Genomic DNA, 14685 nt, shown 5'->3' on the forward strand with positions numbered 1-14685 from the left:
TGGACGGGTGTGTCCGATAAACGGTGGATCTGGTTTGGCGTTCATTAGTTGATTCGGCCTTCGAATGCGATCGCGAACGCGTTCAGCGCCGGCTTCCACCTCGTCGCCCAGCGTGCCCTGCCGCGCCCGGTCGGGTCAAGCGAGCGGGTCACGAGGTAGAGACATTTCAGCGCGGCGGCGTCGTTCGGGAAATGCCCGCGTGCCCGGACTGCTCTGCGGTACCGGGCGTTGAGTGACTCGATCGCGTTCGTGCTGCAGATGATCCGTCGGATTTCCACGTCCCAGTCCAGGAACGGCACGAACTCACTCCAGGCGTTCTGCCAGAGCTTGCTGATCGCCGGATACTGCTGACCCCATTTCGCGTCGAACTCCACGAATCGCTCACGAGCGGCCGCTTCGGTCGGCGCCGTGTAGACAGGGCGCAGGTCCTTGCCCATCTCTTCCCAGTAATGGCGAGACGCGAACCGGAACGTGTTGCGGATCAGATGGATGATGCAGGTCTGCACCGTCGCGAGCGGCCAGGCGGTGTTGATCGATTCCGGCAGACCCTTCAGCCCGTCACAGACGACGATGCAGACATCCTCGGCGCCACGGTTCTTGATCTCCGTCAACACGCCGAGCCAGAACTTCGCCCCCTCGCCGCCATCGCCGGCCCAGATCCCGAGGATGTCGCGCTCCCCGTTCACGGTAACGCCCACGGCGATATAGAACGGCTTGTTCCGCACCTGGCCGTCTCGGACCTTCACCACCAGAGCATCAATGAACACCACAGGATAGACGCGATCCAGCGGACGGTTCTGCCATTCGGTCATCTCCTCGATGACCTTGTCGGTGATCCTCGAGATCGTGTCCTTCGACACCGACGCCCCGTAGACATCGTCGAAGTGCGCCGCCACCTCGCCGGTCGTCAGCCCGCGCGCGGTCAACGACAGCACGATCTCATCCACGCCGGTCAGGCGCCGCTGCCGCTTCTTGACGATCTTCGGCTCGAACGACCCCTCACGGTCTCTGGGAACGTCGATCTCGACGGGACCGACCTCCGTCAGCACCGTCTTCGATCGGATCCCGTTGCGAGCGTTCTCGGCGATCGTGTTGCCGTGCTTCTCGTAGCCAAGATGCTCGGTCATCTCCGCCTCGAGCGCTGTCTCCAGCACCCGCTTGGTGAGCCCGTTCAGCACCCCGTGGGGGCCGACGAGGTCGACACCCTGTTCCTTCGCCTGCTTCAGCAGCTGCTCCGCGAGCTGCTGCTCATCGATGATCTCTCCCGTCACAGGATCGATCATCTCGATGACATCGGTCATCGCCCTTCCTTTCGGTCAGGCCAGACCAGATCCACCGTTAATCAGACAGTCCCTAGTGGACCGCGGCCGTCGCCCGAGTTCGTGGAGTGGTTGATGGGTCTCCCCAGTGGTTGGATCACTGATCCGATCCATCAACTCACGGCTAATCAGCAGATCGCTGCGCTCGGCAACGGCGTTCTTCCGCTACAAGCGCTCTCGGCGATGCGCGTCGGCGCACTCGTGCAGGCCGATGCTGCTTCGTTGGCTGGAGTCCAGCACCCGATGGTGTCGCGAGGATGCACGGTCTCGCAGGAGGAGGAAGGCGAGGACGAGAAAGCCGGCGAGAGTGCCTGAGACGATCAGCGTGTTGATCGACTGCGCCAACATGACGGCGGCGGTGAGCCCGTCCCGGAGCTCAAGGTCGGCGATCATGAGTCCGGGTTCGTCCGCGGCTAGTGCGGCCAGCGTGGCGCCGTTCGGGGCGAGTACCTGGCTGGTGCCGGTGGTGGAGAGGTTGACGACGCTGCGGCCGGTCTCGATGGCGCGCATGCGCGCGAACGCAAGCTGTTGCAGGTGTTCATCGGTGTCGCGAAAGTCGGCGTTGTTCGTCTGGAACATGAGCACCTGGGCACCGCTGTGCGCGCCTTCGTGAATGACGTCATCGAAGGCCACGTCGAAGCAGATCGCCAGTCCCACCTCTACGCCGTCGACCTCGATGGCGGGTGTGTCGACGCCGGCGGCGTACTCGCGTTCTAGGAGGTCTACCAGGCTGGGCACGAGCGCGCCGTAGAACCACCGGTCGGGCACGTACTCGCCGAAGGGGACGGGATGGCGTTTGGCGTGCGCGGCCGTCGGCCCGTTCGAGGTCCAGAGGAAGGAAGTGTTGTAGACGAGGTGGCCGTCTGCCGCGGCGGCGTTGAGCAGGATCGGGGCGTCGTATCGGGCGGCTGCATCGTCGAGCGCGTGAGCGGTGGCCTCGTCGGCGAGGGGATCACTGTCGACGCCGCCCTCGGGCCAGAGCACGATGTCGACCTGTTCGTCTTCGAGAGGGGCGGAAGCGGCGAGCTGAGATTCCAGGACCGCGCCCGGTTCGTGCTCATCGACGTACGCGGCGGGGCCGTTGCCCTGCACAGCGCCCACCCGGATGGTGCCCGCGTGACTGGTCGGGAACTGCGGCACCAGGACCATCACCGCTGCGAGACCGAGCACGGGGATCGACGCCGCCCACGAGGCGAGAGGTGTTCTCGGGTGCTCGGTGGCGTTACCGCGTGCCGGTTGCGCGCGCACGATCCAACGGACTGCTTCGATCGCGGCGGCGCACACGGCGACCATCAGGAAGCCCAGGCCGGAGACGCCGACCCATGACGCGACCGGAGCGATCGGGCTTTCCGATTGGCTCATCGCCACCCGTCCCCACGGGAATCCGCCGTAGGGCCAGGAGCCCATGATGAGTTCGCGGATCGTCCAGGCTCCCGCTACCAGCAGCGGCAGCGCCAGCAGCCGCATCGCGAAGGCGTTGCGCCGGCGCGGCAGCCATCGGTAGGCGAGGGCGATCGGCACCGTCAGCACAGCCGTGTAGATCGTCAGCGCGCCAGCCAGGGCCACCCACGGGACCCAGCTCAGCGGATGCTCCCCGAGAAACTGCGCCGACCATGACACGTGAGGAAACCAGAACGCTGCGCCGAAGACTGTCCCGACCAGCAGCGCCCCCCAGGACCGTCGCCCGATGAGAGTGACGAGGGACAACGTCACCGAGACGAACGCCAGCGGCCACCACCCGAGTGCGGGGAACGCCGCATCCATCGCGAGCCCGGCCACGCCGGCGACTGGCATCGCGGCCCATAGCGGCAAGGGCGCAGTCTCGGACGCCCGCGTCCGCGTGTCGGCCGATGTCTCGACTCTGAGCCCGGAAATGATGCGCTCCCTGTTCTAGCGAGGGTCGGACGCCTGCATTTGCGCGCGCACGTGGTCCATGTCGAGGTCGCGGATTTTGCCGATCAGGTCGTGGAGCGCTTTGGCCGGGAGCGCTCCGGGCTGGGAGTAGACCAGGACGCCGTCTTTGAAGCCCATCAGCGGGGGGATGGAGGTGATCTGTGCGGCGGCGGCCAGGGATGCCTGGGCCTCGGTGTCGACCTTGGCGAACAGGATGTCGGGATGCTCGGTGGACGCGGCCTCGAAGACGGGGGCGAAGCTGCGGCATGGTCCGCACCAGGCGGCCCAGAAGTCGACCAGCACGATGGGATGGTCGGTGATGGCGGCTGAGAATGCGTCTTCGGTGAGGTCGATGGTTGTCATGAGGGTGGGGCTCCGGAGTCTGGTCGGCGACGGTGTGTTGTGAGGTGAAGTGGTTCAGCCCGGGGTCGGCCGGGCTAGGCCGAAGGGACAGTTGAGAGCGGTCAGCCGGCAGACGAGGACGAGGACCACCGTGATGAGTCCGAGGCCTCCGGCGGCGATCGCCCAGGCCGGCGGCAGCTCGATCACGAGCACGAGCGTTCCGGTGAGCAGGACGAAGACGCCGAAGACCTTCTGGAGGGCGTCGGCTGGTATGCGTCCTGACAGGCGCGCACCGAGGAGCGCTCCGAGCACGGCCATCGCAGTGACCGCGGCCACCAGGGGCCAGTCGAGGGTCACCGTGGTCAGGTAGCCGGCGAGTCCGGCGAAGGACTTCATCGCGATCACCAGCAGTGAGGTGCCCACGGCCACCGGCATGCTGAGGCCGCCCAGCAGCACGAGGGCGGGGACGACGAGGAAGCCGCCGCCGGCGCCGACGATCCCGGTGATGAGGCCGACGACGATGCCTTCGAGCATGGTCCGCAGCATCGGCAGCGAGTGGGCGCGCTCGGTCCCGGCATCGGCCGTGGGTTGGTCGGTGTCGCGCCTGGGCTTTCTGGTGACCATCGCGATCGCGGTGGCGATCATCATGATCGCGAAGGCCACCATCAGCACGGCACCGGGGAGCTGGCCTCCGATGAGTCCTCCGGCGAAGGCGCCCACCATGCCAGCGGCTCCGAAGATGAGCCCGGTGCGCCATCGGACTCGACGGTGCCGGGCGTGCACGACGAGGCTGGACAACGAGGTCACGCCGACGATCAGCAGCGAGGCCGCGATGGCCTCTTTCGGGGGCATGCCCGCGATGTAGGTGAGCAGCGGGACGGTCAGGATCGACCCGCCACCGCCGAGCGTCCCTAGCGCGAGCCCGACACCCACGGCGAGCACGAGGGTGAGGATCAGGGTGCCGCTCACTCGTGCTCACCGGGCATCGCGGTTGGTGCTGCGGGTCGTGACGCCGACCGTGCCGATGCCGGTCCTAGATGCGGGGTCGTTGCAGTTGAACGCCGTCGGAACGTCGGAGCACGCCAGGGCATCACAGTTCCTGGGTCGCGACCGGGATGGATGCGATCGCGCTCCGTGCGGTGGGGCTGGCCGTGACCTTGTTCCAGGGCATGCGGGAGAGGATGCGGCCCATCAGGCAGGAGCCGGTGAGCGCCGCGACGACGAGCCCGGCGCTGAGCGCGAACGCGATGAACCGGGACTCTGGCCAGAGGAACTCGGCCACGAGCAGGCTCACCAGGACGATCAGCCCGGCCGTGAACCGCACCCCGGCGCTCGATGTCCCAGCGAGCTGCGCTGCGGACCACCTGGCCGCCAGCGGCCTCGAAGGCGGGCACGCCGCCGGTGAGCACGTTGGCCGTCCGCACGCCGGCGGCAGCGAGATGCTGCTGGGCCTGGGTGGCGCGGTTGCCGGACTGGCACACGAGTACCGCGCGGTGCCCGAGCCGCTCTGCCAGATCCGAGGCGTGTTCGGTCAGCAGCGGCAGCGGGACGTTGTACGAGCCGTGAATGTGGAGGGTCTCGAACTCGGCCGGGGACCGCACGTCGATGATCGTGAGGTCGTCGTGGAGCTGACGCCACTGGGCGAGCTCCTCGGCGGTGAGCGTTCGGAGCTCGGCGGAGGGATCGGTCATGGGGTGGTTCCTCGTCAGGTCTGGCCGCGGGCAGCGGAGATGCGAATGGAAGGGGCTGGGGCCGACCGCCCGTCGGAGGATGCGATCGTTCTGCTGTGCGTCAGGCCAGCGCGGTCTCGCTGGTGGTCTCCTGCCATGCGCGCCAGGCGTTATAGCTGCCGTCGAGCTCGACGACGGCGTGCCCGGCGCGTCGTAGGGCACTCGCGGCGACGGTGTTCCGCATCCCGGACTGGCAATAGGTCACGATCGTGCCGGAGCGCGGCAGCTCGTCTTGGTGCCAGAGGACGCGTGCGGCGCTGAGCTGTGTGGCGCCGGGGATGTGCCCGGCGGCGTACTCGCCGCGCTGGCGCACGTCCAGCAGCAGCGCGGCATCGAAACCTGCCAGCTCTGCCGGCTCGATGAGGGGCGGGACGAACCGGGGAAGCCCGTCGATGGTGGTGACGTAGCCGGCGGTCTGGTCGATGCCGACCCGCAGCAGCCGATCCGCGATCGCCTGGGCGGCGGTCTGGTCCTCGGCCAGCAGCACCAGCGGACGCGAGTCGGCCTCGGGATCGTAGGCCCAGGCGGCATAGGTGGCGGTCTTGGAGCCGTCGGGGATGTTGAGCGAGCCGGCAACGGTGCCCTGATGGGCCTGCGCCGGCGGGCGGGTGTCGACGAAGGTGATCTCGTCGGCCTCCAGCCGCCGCGCCACCTCCGCTACGGCCAGCTCGGGCACCGGGCCGCGCTCGCCCAGCACGGCGGGACCCTCGCGGTTCTGCTTCTTCATCCTCGCGAAGTAGGCGTGCGCGTCGGGCTGCCCGTCGAGCAGCTCCTCGATGAACCCCTGCTCGTCGTCGGCAGCCAGGTGGCGCGACCACCAGGCGTTCGCGCGTTCGTAGCCGACCGTGGTCGAGGGCAGCGCGCCGAGCGCCTTGCCGCACGCACTGCCGGAGCCGTGCCCCGGGTGGACCTGGACGTGATCCGGCAAGGTCAGGAACACCTCACGCAAGCTGGTGAACAGTTGCCGCGCGCCCTCGAAGCGGGTGTCGACCCCGCCCGCGGCCTCGTCCAGCAGGTCGGGGCGGCCCAGGTCCCCGGCGAACACGAAGTCGCCGGAGATGAGGTAGCCGGGCTCGCTGGCGAAGGCGCCGTCGGTGACCAGGAACACCAGGTGCTCAGGAGTGTGACCAGGCGTGTGCCGGGCCTGGATCGTGATGTTGCCGATCGTGATCGTGTCGCGGTCGTACAGACGCCGGGCGTCGAACCCGTACTGCCAGTCCGCGCCGCCCTCGCCGGAGACGTAGACCTCGGCGCCGACCGCCGCAGCCAGCTCGCGGGTCCCGGACAGGTAGTCAGCGTGGATGTGGGTCTCGGTCACTGCGACGATCCGCATGCCGTGCTTGGCCGCGAGCGCCAGGTAGTCCGCGATGTCGCGGCGCGCGTCGATCACCACCGCCTCGCCCTTGGCCTGGCAGCCGATGAAGTACCCGGCCTGCGCCAGGTCCTCGTCGTAGATGCGTTCGAGGAGCACTGTTCATCCTTCCGTCGATGTCATCGATACCCTGGGGGGTATTTTTACCGTCTCATACCCCCTGGGGTATTTCAAGTCGAGTCTGCGACCCGAGCGCCCACGATCGACATGCCCGCGTGGCTGGACGTCGGGAAGGACTCGTTCAGAGGGGACTCAGCGATCGTCGCCACCAGGTGCCGTCGTTCCTGGAGGAAGAGTGCAGCGCCGTTGATGGTGATGTGGGTGGGCACGATGATCGGTCCTTGGCCGTCGGGTTCGTAGGCTTGGGCGACATCGCCGGTGAGGACGTTGTGGACCCGGATCGCCCCGTCCTCTCGCAGGTAGAGGAAGACGCCGCCGATCGCGGCGATGGTGGTCTCGGCGGCAACAGGCAGGGACCACAGCGGTCGGTCGTCGGCGTCGTAGCCGTGCAGGCCGGTGTCGTCCAGGGTGACGAGGGTCCCCGTGGTGGGGTCTACGGCGGCGTCGCGGGCGGTGCTGCTCACGATGCTGCCCTGATCCAGGTTGAGGAGCGCGCCGGTGGTCTCGGAGGTGGCGATGAGCGCGAGCCCGTCTCCCGGTTCAGGGCGCAGGGACGCGCTGATGGACGCCGCTGTCCAGCCGTGCTCGGCGAGGGGGATGCGCCAGAGCTCGTGATCGTCGGCCGTGTCGCGCGCGATCAGAGCGTCCTCGTGGGTGAGCAGCACGATGCCGTGGTACTCGCCGATGATGCGGATACCTTCAGGGCTCGACTCGTCGGCCGCGACGTCTCCGGTGGTGGGATCGAGCGCGACGCGTGGGCCGGTCTCGCCCATGAAGCCATCGGGAGGTGCGGCGAAGACCAGGCCGGGGCCTTGGTAGGGGCCGGGCACCTCGACCGGACCCCAGACCTGTTCCCCGGTCGTCAGGTCGTAGGCGGTGGCAGTCGTCGCGGCCAGGGCATCGGCCGTGATCTGGAGGTCGCCCAGGATCGCGAGGGCTCGGCCGTGCGCGTCGGTGGTCACGACGAACCCGGTGCAGCTCGCTGGACGTTGCGCGGCCCACAGCACGTCCCCGTAGACGTCCACGGCGGTGAACTCCAGCACACCGTCGCGTTCACCGGCGGCCAGGTACACCCCGTCCGCGTACTGAGGAGTGATGTCCCACCCGGGGTCCACGACCTCCAGCTCCTCGAACGGCGTCGGCAGCTGCAAGCCCGAGGTGTCCACCACGGGTAGCGACCCATCGACCGGGTAGGGGTCTCTTACGGGCTCGGGCTCGGATGCCCCGCAGCCGGTCACCAGCAGCGCGGCCACGGCGGCGAGGGCAAGGCTGGAGCGTCCCCGGCGCGGCGTCATGACTGTTCCGCGCGGTGCTCGCCCGCCTGGGCGTCAGCGCGAGCGTGGGTACGGCGGCGTCTGGCCCAGAGCACGAGCACGATCCCGGCGATGAGGACGACGGCGAGGATGTCCAGGATCGGGTTCGCCAGGATCGCGGTGTTCTCCTGGAGCCAGGCCTGGGCGTCGAGCGGAACCAGTTCGGGAGCCCCGACCAGGCCGTTGGTGGTCCAGAACAGCACCCCGACGCCCACGATCAGCAGCCCGGTGACCACCGAGGTGGTGTGCAGCTCCCGGCCCAGCACGGTGAACGATCGCCCGCGCAGGAACCGGCGTCCACGGGCGCCCAGGCGCTGCCAGAGCGCGGCGATCAGCAGCAGCGGCAGCACCATGCCCGCGCCGTACACGGCGAGCATGACGCCGGCGGCGAGGGTGTCGCCGCGGGCGGCGGCCAGGGTGAGCACGGCGCCCAGGATCGGGCCGGCGCAGAATCCCGCGATGCCGCTGGCAGCGCCCAGCAGCACCGTCTTGACGAGTCCGGTCTTGGACGCCGCTTGCGCGTGCAGGTCTGCCCCGGCCGGTAGCAGCCGGGCAGGGTCGAACCCGAACCCGAGCGCCTGCGCCGCGCCGAGGACGACCAGGACCAGCGAGGCGACGAGCACGATCGCCTGCCGGTGAGTCACGAACAGCGTCCCCAGGGCGCCGGCTCCGACCCCCACGGGGACCAGGACGGTCAGCAGGCCGACGTAGAACACGGCTCCGTGCAGCAGCAGCCGGGGCCCGCTGCCGATCGTGGAGGCGAAGAACGCCGGCATCAGCAGCGCCGCGCACGGGCTCAGCAGCGCGAGCGTGCCGCCGGCGAACGCGGCGAGCAGTCCGATGTCCACGCCGCCTCACTCCGCCGCGTCGAGCGCGCTCTGGAACGCTTCCTGGAACACCTCGGTGGGCTGCGCCCCGACGATCGGCTGTCCGCCCAGGATGAAGATCGGGGTGGAGGTGGCGCCGAGGTCGAACCCGAACTGCTGGTTGGCGGCGATCACCTGCGCCGTCTCCTCCGAGCCCAGGTCCGCGGCGAACTGCTCGGTGTCCAAACCGAGTTCGCCCGCCAAGGCGACGAGGGCTTCCTCGCTCAGCTCGCTCTCGGACCTGCGCTCCCCGTCCTCGAACAGGGCGTCGTGGTACTCCCAGAGCGCCCCCTGGAGGGCGGCGGCGTACGAGGCCCGCGCTGCGCGCTCGGACGCGGGACCGAACACGTTGATGTCGCGCCACTCGATCCGCAGATCCCCGGCGTCGACGTGCTCCATCATCGACGGCAGTGTCTGCTCGCTCCACCGCGCGCAGAACGGGCACTGATAGTCCGAGAACACCACCAGCACCACCGGCGCATCCACGGGCCCGGCCGCGAGCAGGTCCGCCTCGTCCCTGGTCTCGGCCGCAGACAGGTCCGGTTGCTCGGGGTTCTGCACCTCCGTCGGCGCGCCGCTATCCGACGGCGAGCCCCCCTCCTCGGCCGTCGTGCCACTCCAGTTCACCGCCACGATCACGGCGATCAGGACAGCAGCCAGGGTCAACACGGCGACCGGCACGATTTGTGACGACCTCGAACGGTTCGACGGTTTCGGGCGGTTCGTGGTCTCGGTGGGCATAGGGATTCTCCTGTCACTGTCGCGGGCACCGACCTCTACTATCTCAGATAGTCGACTATGCGTGGTAGTCGAGTCGTGTCAGAATGGGTTCCATGACCTCTCCCACGACTCGATCCCGCCAGGGCATCGGCGAAAGCTTCCGGTTGGCGGTCCAGGCGCTTCGAGGGTGGACGGGCAGGCAGGTGCTGGCCGCGATCGCTGCCTCGGCGGTTGTCGCGGTGGTGATCGGGGTGGCGACGGTGCTGATCCCCAACCCGCTGTTCGGTCGAGACATCCCGCCGGTGTGGTGGAACTATCCGGTGTGGCTGGTCACCTCGGTGCTGTCGGGCATGCTGGTCGCTACGTATATCCGCCCGTACCGCGCCGCCGCGGACGAGCAGCAGGCGAATGCGGTCAGCGGGGACGGCGCCGCCACCGACGCGGCCGATGAGGCGCAGGCTCGGCGCAGCAGCCGGATGGGAATGGCCGGCGGCATCCTGGCGTGGTTCGCGGTGGGGTGCCCGGTGTGCAACAAGCTGGCGCTGCTGGCGCTGGGGTACTCGGGAGCGATCACCTGGTTCACCCCCGTGCAGCCGTTCCTCGCGCTCGGCGCGCTGATCCTGACCGGCGTCGCACTGGTGTGGCGACTACGCGGGCAGGTCGCTTGCCCGGTCCGCCCCGAGCCGGTGGCGGCTGTGCGATGAAGGCCGCCGATGGGCGCTCCGGCGACCTGCTGCGCCTGGGGGCGTTGGAAGCGCAGGTGATGGACGTGCTGTGGGACCACGGCCCGGCTACCGTGCGCGAAGTGATCGAGCACCTGCCCTCCGACCCCGCCTACACCACCATCGCGACCGTGCTCACCAACCTGGATCGCAAGCGCCTGGTGACCATCACGAGGCAGAACCGGTCCACCCGGTACGGCGCCAAGATCACCAGGCACGAGCACGCCGCGGGGCTGATGGAGCAGGTGCTGGAGGCTAGCCGCGACCGGGCCGCCTCGATCCTGCAGTTCGTGGACTCGATGCCCGAGAACGACCTGGACCTGCTGCGCGACTACCTGGAACGCCGCGACCGGGGAGACATGCCATGACCGCGGGCATCCTCACGATGGCTCTGTGCACCGGACTGGTGGCATTGGCGGTGTTCGGGCCGTGGTTGCTGCGGCACGCTGCCCCCGCCCTGGTGCGCGTCCCGCGCTTGGCGATCGTGGTCGTCGCCGGCGGCATCGGGGTCTGGCTGGTCACGCTGCTGGCGATCGGCCCGGTGCTGGCCTGGGCCGGAGCCGGCCCCGCGCTGCTGCCCGAACGCGCGGCCGAGATCTGCCAACGGTGCCTGACCGCCGCGAACCCGTTCTCCGCCGACACCACCGAAACCCTGATCCCCGCGGTGCTGCTGCTCGCCCTGCCGGTGGCGCTGGCCCTTGCTCTGGGAGCAGGTCTTGCCCGCCAGATGGTTCGGCGCAGCTCTCGCTCCCGGGACGCCGCCCGCACGCTGCTGCACGGCGCGCGGCGGCAGCTCCTTCACGGGCACGAGGTGGCACTGGTCGACGCCGAGCACCCGTTCGCGCTTACCTTCCCCGACCGTCACGGCGGGATCGTGCTCTCCACCGGCGCGGTGCGCGCGCTGGGGCCGGGCGAGCTGGCCGCCGTGCTGGCCCACGAGCACGCCCACCTGCACCAACGCCACCACCTCATCACCGCGCTAGTGGACAGCATCGCCGCCTACCTACGGTGGGTGCCGCTGATCCGCGCTGTCGCCGACGCGCTGCCGCACTACCTGGAGATCGCCGCGGACGACCAGGCCCGCCGTCACGCAGGAACCAGGGCGCTGGTCAGCGCCCTGGTCAAGCTCGGCGAACGCACCCACCCCGCCATGCCGCAGCACTCCTGCCCTGTCGCCTTGCACGCCGCTGGTCCCGAACGCATCCGCCACCTCGTCCACCCCAGCGCCGGGCTGGCAGGCGCCCTGCCCGCCGTCGCGATCGCCGCATACCTGGTCGGCATGGCCGCCCTTGCTGCCCTCGTCCATCTGCCCTACGTCTCGGCCGCCCTCACCGGCTGCACCATCTGACCCTGCCGGAAACCAAGAGAGAACACCAAACAATGAATGAGAACACTCGTGAGGTGATCCTGCACGTGGCCGACGACCCCGCCGACGTGCAACGGGCGCTGGACGCCGCCGCCGGACTCCACGCCGCCGGCCTGGGAGTGCGGGTGCGGGTGATCGTCAACGGCCCGGCACTGGCCGGCCTGACCGGCACCGATGCCGTCCAGGTGCCCGAGCACACCGAGGTGGCCGCGTGCAGCGTCGGGCTCGGACGGCGCGGCATCGACCCCGGCGAGTTGCGACCCGAGGTCGGCACGGTCCCCTCCGCGGTCACCGCGATCGTCCATGCGCAACTGGCCGACGCCGCCTACATCCGCATCTGACCGGACCAGAAGGTGGCAGATGGAGCGCCGATGAGGACCATCGGGTTGCTGCACGGGATGAGCAGCGTCGCGACGGTGGACTACTACCGCCGGATCAACGACCGCGTGAACGAGCTGCGTGGCGGGCACGAGCGAGCCGAGCTGGTGCTGTCCAGCGTGAACTTCGGCGTCATCGAACGATGCGTGCGCGCCGAAGCCTGGGATGAGGCCGGACAGTATCTGGCAGGCAAAGCCCGGGGCCTACAGCGGGCGGGAGCGGACTTCATCGCCTGCGGGAGCAACACGATGCACCGAGTCGCGCCCGTCATCGAGGCGGCGATCACCGTCCCATTCCTGCACATCGCCGATGTGGTCGCGACCACAGCGACCGACATCGGGGTGACCCGGCTGGGACTGCTCGGCACCGCGCCGACGATGGAACAGGACTTCTACCGGAGAAGACTCGAGCGAGCGGGCTTCACTGTGCTGCCCCCGGAGCCCGTCGACCGGACCACGGTCGATCAGATCATCTTCGACGAGCTGACCAGACACGTGTTCCGGCCTGAGTCTCGGGAGACCTACATCCGGGTCATGACAGACCTCCACGCGGCCGGGGCCGAGGCGATCGTGCTCGGATGCACCGAGATCATCCTCTTGGTCGGCCCCGACGACGTGCCGGGACTGCCGCTGCTTGACTCGACCACGCTGCACGTCGAAGCCATCGTCCAGACCGCGATGTCCCGCGGCTAAGCCGCCCCACAGCGGGTCCGCCGCGCCGGGACGAGCCGGTCACCGGCGCTGGAGGAGAAGTACCCCGTCGGTCAGCTCGGCGGCCTCGCCGGAAGGGGCGGTGGCGTGTCGGGTGTGCGTCTGGATGCTCAGGACGAGCCAGTCGTGCTCGTTGAGGTTCAGCTCCACGAACTGTCGTGCCGGGCTGGGAAAGCTGTGCGCGGGATGATCCGCGGCGTCGACCCAGGGTGGGAGTGCGGCGTGGGAGAGGACCACGAGGTGACCGCCGGCGCGCACCGTGGTGGCTGCGCGTTGCAGGATCGCGATGCGCGGGAGCGGGACAGGCGAGTGCAGGAAGCTGGCGGTCATCAGATCGTAGGGGCCGTCGTCCGGCTCCCACCGTGCCAGGTCGGCAGTGACGAACCGGGTGGCCGCGCTGGCCTGTTGACGCTGAGCCTCGCGGCGTGCGCGGGCGATAGCGGTGGCGGAGATGTCCACGCCGGTGACGAGCCAGCCCTGGGTGGCGAGCCAGATCGCATCGGCGCCCTCCCCGCACCCCAGATCCAGCGCTTTCCCCGGAGCCAAGTGCTGCACAGCGTTGACCAGGCTAGGGTTCGGGCGGCCCGACCACACGCGCTCGGCGTCCCGGTAGCGGCCCTCCCAGAACTCCTGAGGATTCTGAGAGGGCGAGTCGTGGCGCGTGGCGCCTGTCATCGTCCGAACAGGCGGGCGAAGAACCCGCTCGTCGCGGCTGCCTTCTCCTTCTCCTTCTCCTTGTCGTGTCCGGGGCACCACTGGCCCGCCGGCACGGTGCGCTTGACCTCGGCGATGTGCTGGCCGCAGCCGGCCCAGGTGGTCTTGCCGCAGGTCTTACAGGTCACAGCTCGGCACATGGATTGCTTCTTCCTTCGAGGGCTGTCTGTCGGTTGGTCGTGAGGATCGCTCGTTCAGGCGAGCGTGAGGAACAGCTTCTCCAGCTCCTCGGTGGTGATGTCGTCGGCACGGTTGGTGCCGTCGGGGTCGGCGATGCAGTCCTTCATCGCGGTGGAGATGATCGCGAACCCGGCACGGTCAAGAGCCGAGGAGACCGCCGCGAGCTGGGTCACCACCTCCCGGCACGACCCGCCGCCTTCGACCGCGTCAATGACGGCGTTGAGCTGGCCGCGGGCGCGGCGGAGCCGGTTGAGGATGCGGCGCTGGGCGTCGGGGTCACTCGTGGACATGAGAACTCCTGTTCGGGACGGGGGCGCTCGTCAGGTCGACGTGCTGCCGGGCATCGGGGATGTCGAGTGTGTGCTGCGGCGTCTGAGGCTGCCGACGAGTGGTGAGCCAGCTCGTCGGGCATGTTCCTGTGACCGCCATGACCGCGATGACGGTGGCCATCACGCCGGCGGCTACCGCGATCGCCGGGTCCGTCGACAGCATGGATGCACCGAACGCGCCGACGATCAGGGCGACGACTCCACGGCTCAGCCGCCCCCATACGCCGGCGCGGCATGCCGGGGCGCAGGTGAGCTGTCGGTCAGACATAGGCGAAACTCCTCTGACTGTCAGGAACGTCGTCGAGTGGGTGGTCGGCCCAAAAGCCCAGGATCGGCACCGAGCTCTCCTCGACCACCCGGGTCGGGTTCTCTCGCCTGATCTCGGTCGCGCCCATGACTCCACTATACCCCCGGGGGTATCGCGATCTCAACTTTGTCATCGCAGCGTCGCGAACGAGGTCTCCGCGACAGAGGCAAGCGGACTCTCCGGACGGTTGTGCAGCGCCCGCCGATCGCTCCTCGCGCAGCCCACTCCTCTCGGACCGCGTGGGCCGCAGAGGTCACGAACCGGGCGGGAGGCGGCTACCCCACGGCGGCCGGCGAAGACAGGC

19 protein-coding genes and 1 pseudogene are annotated in these 14685 nt (G+C 69.1%); 5 read left to right on the plus strand and 15 right to left on the minus strand.

Going from position 1 to position 14685, the window contains the following annotated elements; translation table 11 throughout:
- Window positions 1–44: 44 nt before the first annotated feature.
- From ACGG9C_RS02835 to ACGG9C_RS02880, 10 genes and pseudogenes are all read right to left on the minus strand, one after another.
- Window positions 45–1283 carry an IS256 family transposase gene (locus ACGG9C_RS02835; RefSeq protein ID WP_194385461.1) on the minus strand — a complete coding sequence of 413 codons (1239 nt, stop codon included), beginning with the start codon at window positions 1281–1283 and terminating at the stop codon, window positions 45–47.
- A gap of 201 nt (window positions 1284–1484) precedes the next feature.
- Window positions 1485–3113: an apolipoprotein N-acyltransferase gene (gene lnt / locus ACGG9C_RS02840; RefSeq protein ID WP_187326203.1), complete on the minus strand. Its 1629-nt coding sequence runs from the start codon at window positions 3111–3113 to the stop codon at window positions 1485–1487.
- 96 nt (window positions 3114–3209) lie between these two features.
- Entirely contained in the window at window positions 3210–3575 is a 366-nt protein-coding gene (locus ACGG9C_RS02845; RefSeq protein ID WP_194384910.1) for a co-chaperone YbbN, read from the minus strand.
- A gap of 54 nt (window positions 3576–3629) precedes the next feature.
- Entirely contained in the window at window positions 3630–4523 is an 894-nt protein-coding gene (locus tag ACGG9C_RS02850) for a sulfite exporter TauE/SafE family protein (RefSeq protein WP_036542721.1), read from the minus strand.
- A gap of 121 nt (window positions 4524–4644) precedes the next feature.
- The gene (locus ACGG9C_RS02855; protein ID WP_218871006.1) at window positions 4645–4878 is read right to left on the minus strand and encodes a YgaP-like transmembrane domain; all 234 of its coding nucleotides are present in this window, start codon (window positions 4876–4878) and stop codon (window positions 4645–4647) included.
- Between the two features lie 112 nt (window positions 4879–4990).
- Window positions 4991–5245, minus strand: a pseudogene (locus ACGG9C_RS02860) (rhodanese-like domain-containing protein); the annotation flags it as partial.
- A gap of 100 nt (window positions 5246–5345) precedes the next feature.
- On the minus strand, window positions 5346–6755 hold the full coding sequence (locus ACGG9C_RS02865; protein ID WP_036542718.1) for a rhodanese-like domain-containing protein: 1410 nt from the start codon (window positions 6753–6755) through the stop codon (window positions 5346–5348).
- Window positions 6756–6826: 71 nt separating this feature from the next.
- Window positions 6827–8071 (minus strand): hypothetical protein, encoded by a 1245-nt coding sequence (locus tag ACGG9C_RS02870; RefSeq protein WP_194384911.1) that lies wholly within the window; start codon window positions 8069–8071, stop codon window positions 6827–6829.
- A complete protein-coding gene (locus ACGG9C_RS02875; protein ID WP_102209895.1) occupies window positions 8068–8937 on the minus strand; it encodes a cytochrome c biogenesis CcdA family protein in 870 nt (289 codons plus the stop codon). Before ACGG9C_RS02875 ends, ACGG9C_RS02870 begins: the two co-directional genes overlap by 4 nt.
- Window positions 8938–8943: 6 nt before the next feature.
- A complete protein-coding gene (locus tag ACGG9C_RS02880; RefSeq protein WP_051016935.1) occupies window positions 8944–9696 on the minus strand; it encodes a DsbA family protein in 753 nt (250 codons plus the stop codon).
- Window positions 9697–9788: 92 nt separating this feature from the next.
- Between ACGG9C_RS02880 and ACGG9C_RS02885 the strand changes: the two genes are divergently transcribed.
- The 5 genes from ACGG9C_RS02885 to ACGG9C_RS02905 are packed head-to-tail and all read left to right on the plus strand — an operon-like array spanning window position 9789 to window position 12833.
- Complete coding sequence (locus ACGG9C_RS02885) at window positions 9789–10379, plus strand: hypothetical protein (protein WP_194384912.1); 591 nt, start codon at window positions 9789–9791, stop codon at window positions 10377–10379.
- On the plus strand, window positions 10376–10765 hold the full coding sequence (locus tag ACGG9C_RS02890) for a BlaI/MecI/CopY family transcriptional regulator (RefSeq protein WP_036542093.1): 390 nt from the start codon (window positions 10376–10378) through the stop codon (window positions 10763–10765). The genes ACGG9C_RS02885 and ACGG9C_RS02890 overlap by 4 nt, the downstream gene beginning before the upstream one ends.
- 17 nt (window positions 10766–10782) lie before the next feature.
- Entirely contained in the window at window positions 10783–11745 is a 963-nt protein-coding gene (locus tag ACGG9C_RS02895; protein WP_228480970.1) for a M56 family metallopeptidase, read from the plus strand.
- A gap of 53 nt (window positions 11746–11798) precedes the next feature.
- On the plus strand, window positions 11799–12104 hold the full coding sequence (locus ACGG9C_RS02900) for a hypothetical protein (RefSeq protein ID WP_112266848.1): 306 nt from the start codon (window positions 11799–11801) through the stop codon (window positions 12102–12104).
- A 30-nt stretch (window positions 12105–12134) separates the two neighbouring features.
- Window positions 12135–12833 (plus strand): aspartate/glutamate racemase family protein, encoded by a 699-nt coding sequence (locus ACGG9C_RS02905; RefSeq protein WP_028850584.1) that lies wholly within the window; start codon window positions 12135–12137, stop codon window positions 12831–12833.
- Between the two features lie 39 nt (window positions 12834–12872).
- Here the strand turns inward: ACGG9C_RS02905 and ACGG9C_RS02910 are convergent, their stop codons facing one another.
- The 5 genes from ACGG9C_RS02910 to ACGG9C_RS02930 are packed head-to-tail and all read right to left on the minus strand — an operon-like array spanning window position 12873 to window position 14469.
- On the minus strand, window positions 12873–13526 hold the full coding sequence (locus tag ACGG9C_RS02910) for a bifunctional 2-polyprenyl-6-hydroxyphenol methylase/3-demethylubiquinol 3-O-methyltransferase UbiG (protein ID WP_194384914.1): 654 nt from the start codon (window positions 13524–13526) through the stop codon (window positions 12873–12875).
- Window positions 13523–13705, minus strand: a complete 183-nt coding sequence (locus ACGG9C_RS02915; RefSeq protein ID WP_194384915.1) for a hypothetical protein — start codon at window positions 13703–13705, stop codon at window positions 13523–13525. Before ACGG9C_RS02915 ends, ACGG9C_RS02910 begins: the two co-directional genes overlap by 4 nt.
- 54 nt (window positions 13706–13759) lie before the next feature.
- Window positions 13760–14035: a metal-sensitive transcriptional regulator gene (locus tag ACGG9C_RS02920; RefSeq protein ID WP_026529653.1), complete on the minus strand. Its 276-nt coding sequence runs from the start codon at window positions 14033–14035 to the stop codon at window positions 13760–13762.
- Window positions 14022–14342 carry a hypothetical protein gene (locus ACGG9C_RS02925; RefSeq protein ID WP_194384916.1) on the minus strand — a complete coding sequence of 107 codons (321 nt, stop codon included), beginning with the start codon at window positions 14340–14342 and terminating at the stop codon, window positions 14022–14024. Before ACGG9C_RS02925 ends, ACGG9C_RS02920 begins: the two co-directional genes overlap by 14 nt.
- Window positions 14335–14469, minus strand: coding sequence for a hypothetical protein (locus tag ACGG9C_RS02930; protein WP_257996725.1), 135 nt, complete (start codon window positions 14467–14469; stop codon window positions 14335–14337). Before ACGG9C_RS02930 ends, ACGG9C_RS02925 begins: the two co-directional genes overlap by 8 nt.
- Between the last annotated feature and the right edge of the window lie 216 nt (window positions 14470–14685).

The organism is Microbacterium sp. MTN4-26 (assembly GCF_042846595.1).
GTDB classification, from domain to species: domain Bacteria; phylum Actinomycetota; class Actinomycetes; order Actinomycetales; family Microbacteriaceae; genus Microbacterium; species Microbacterium luteum.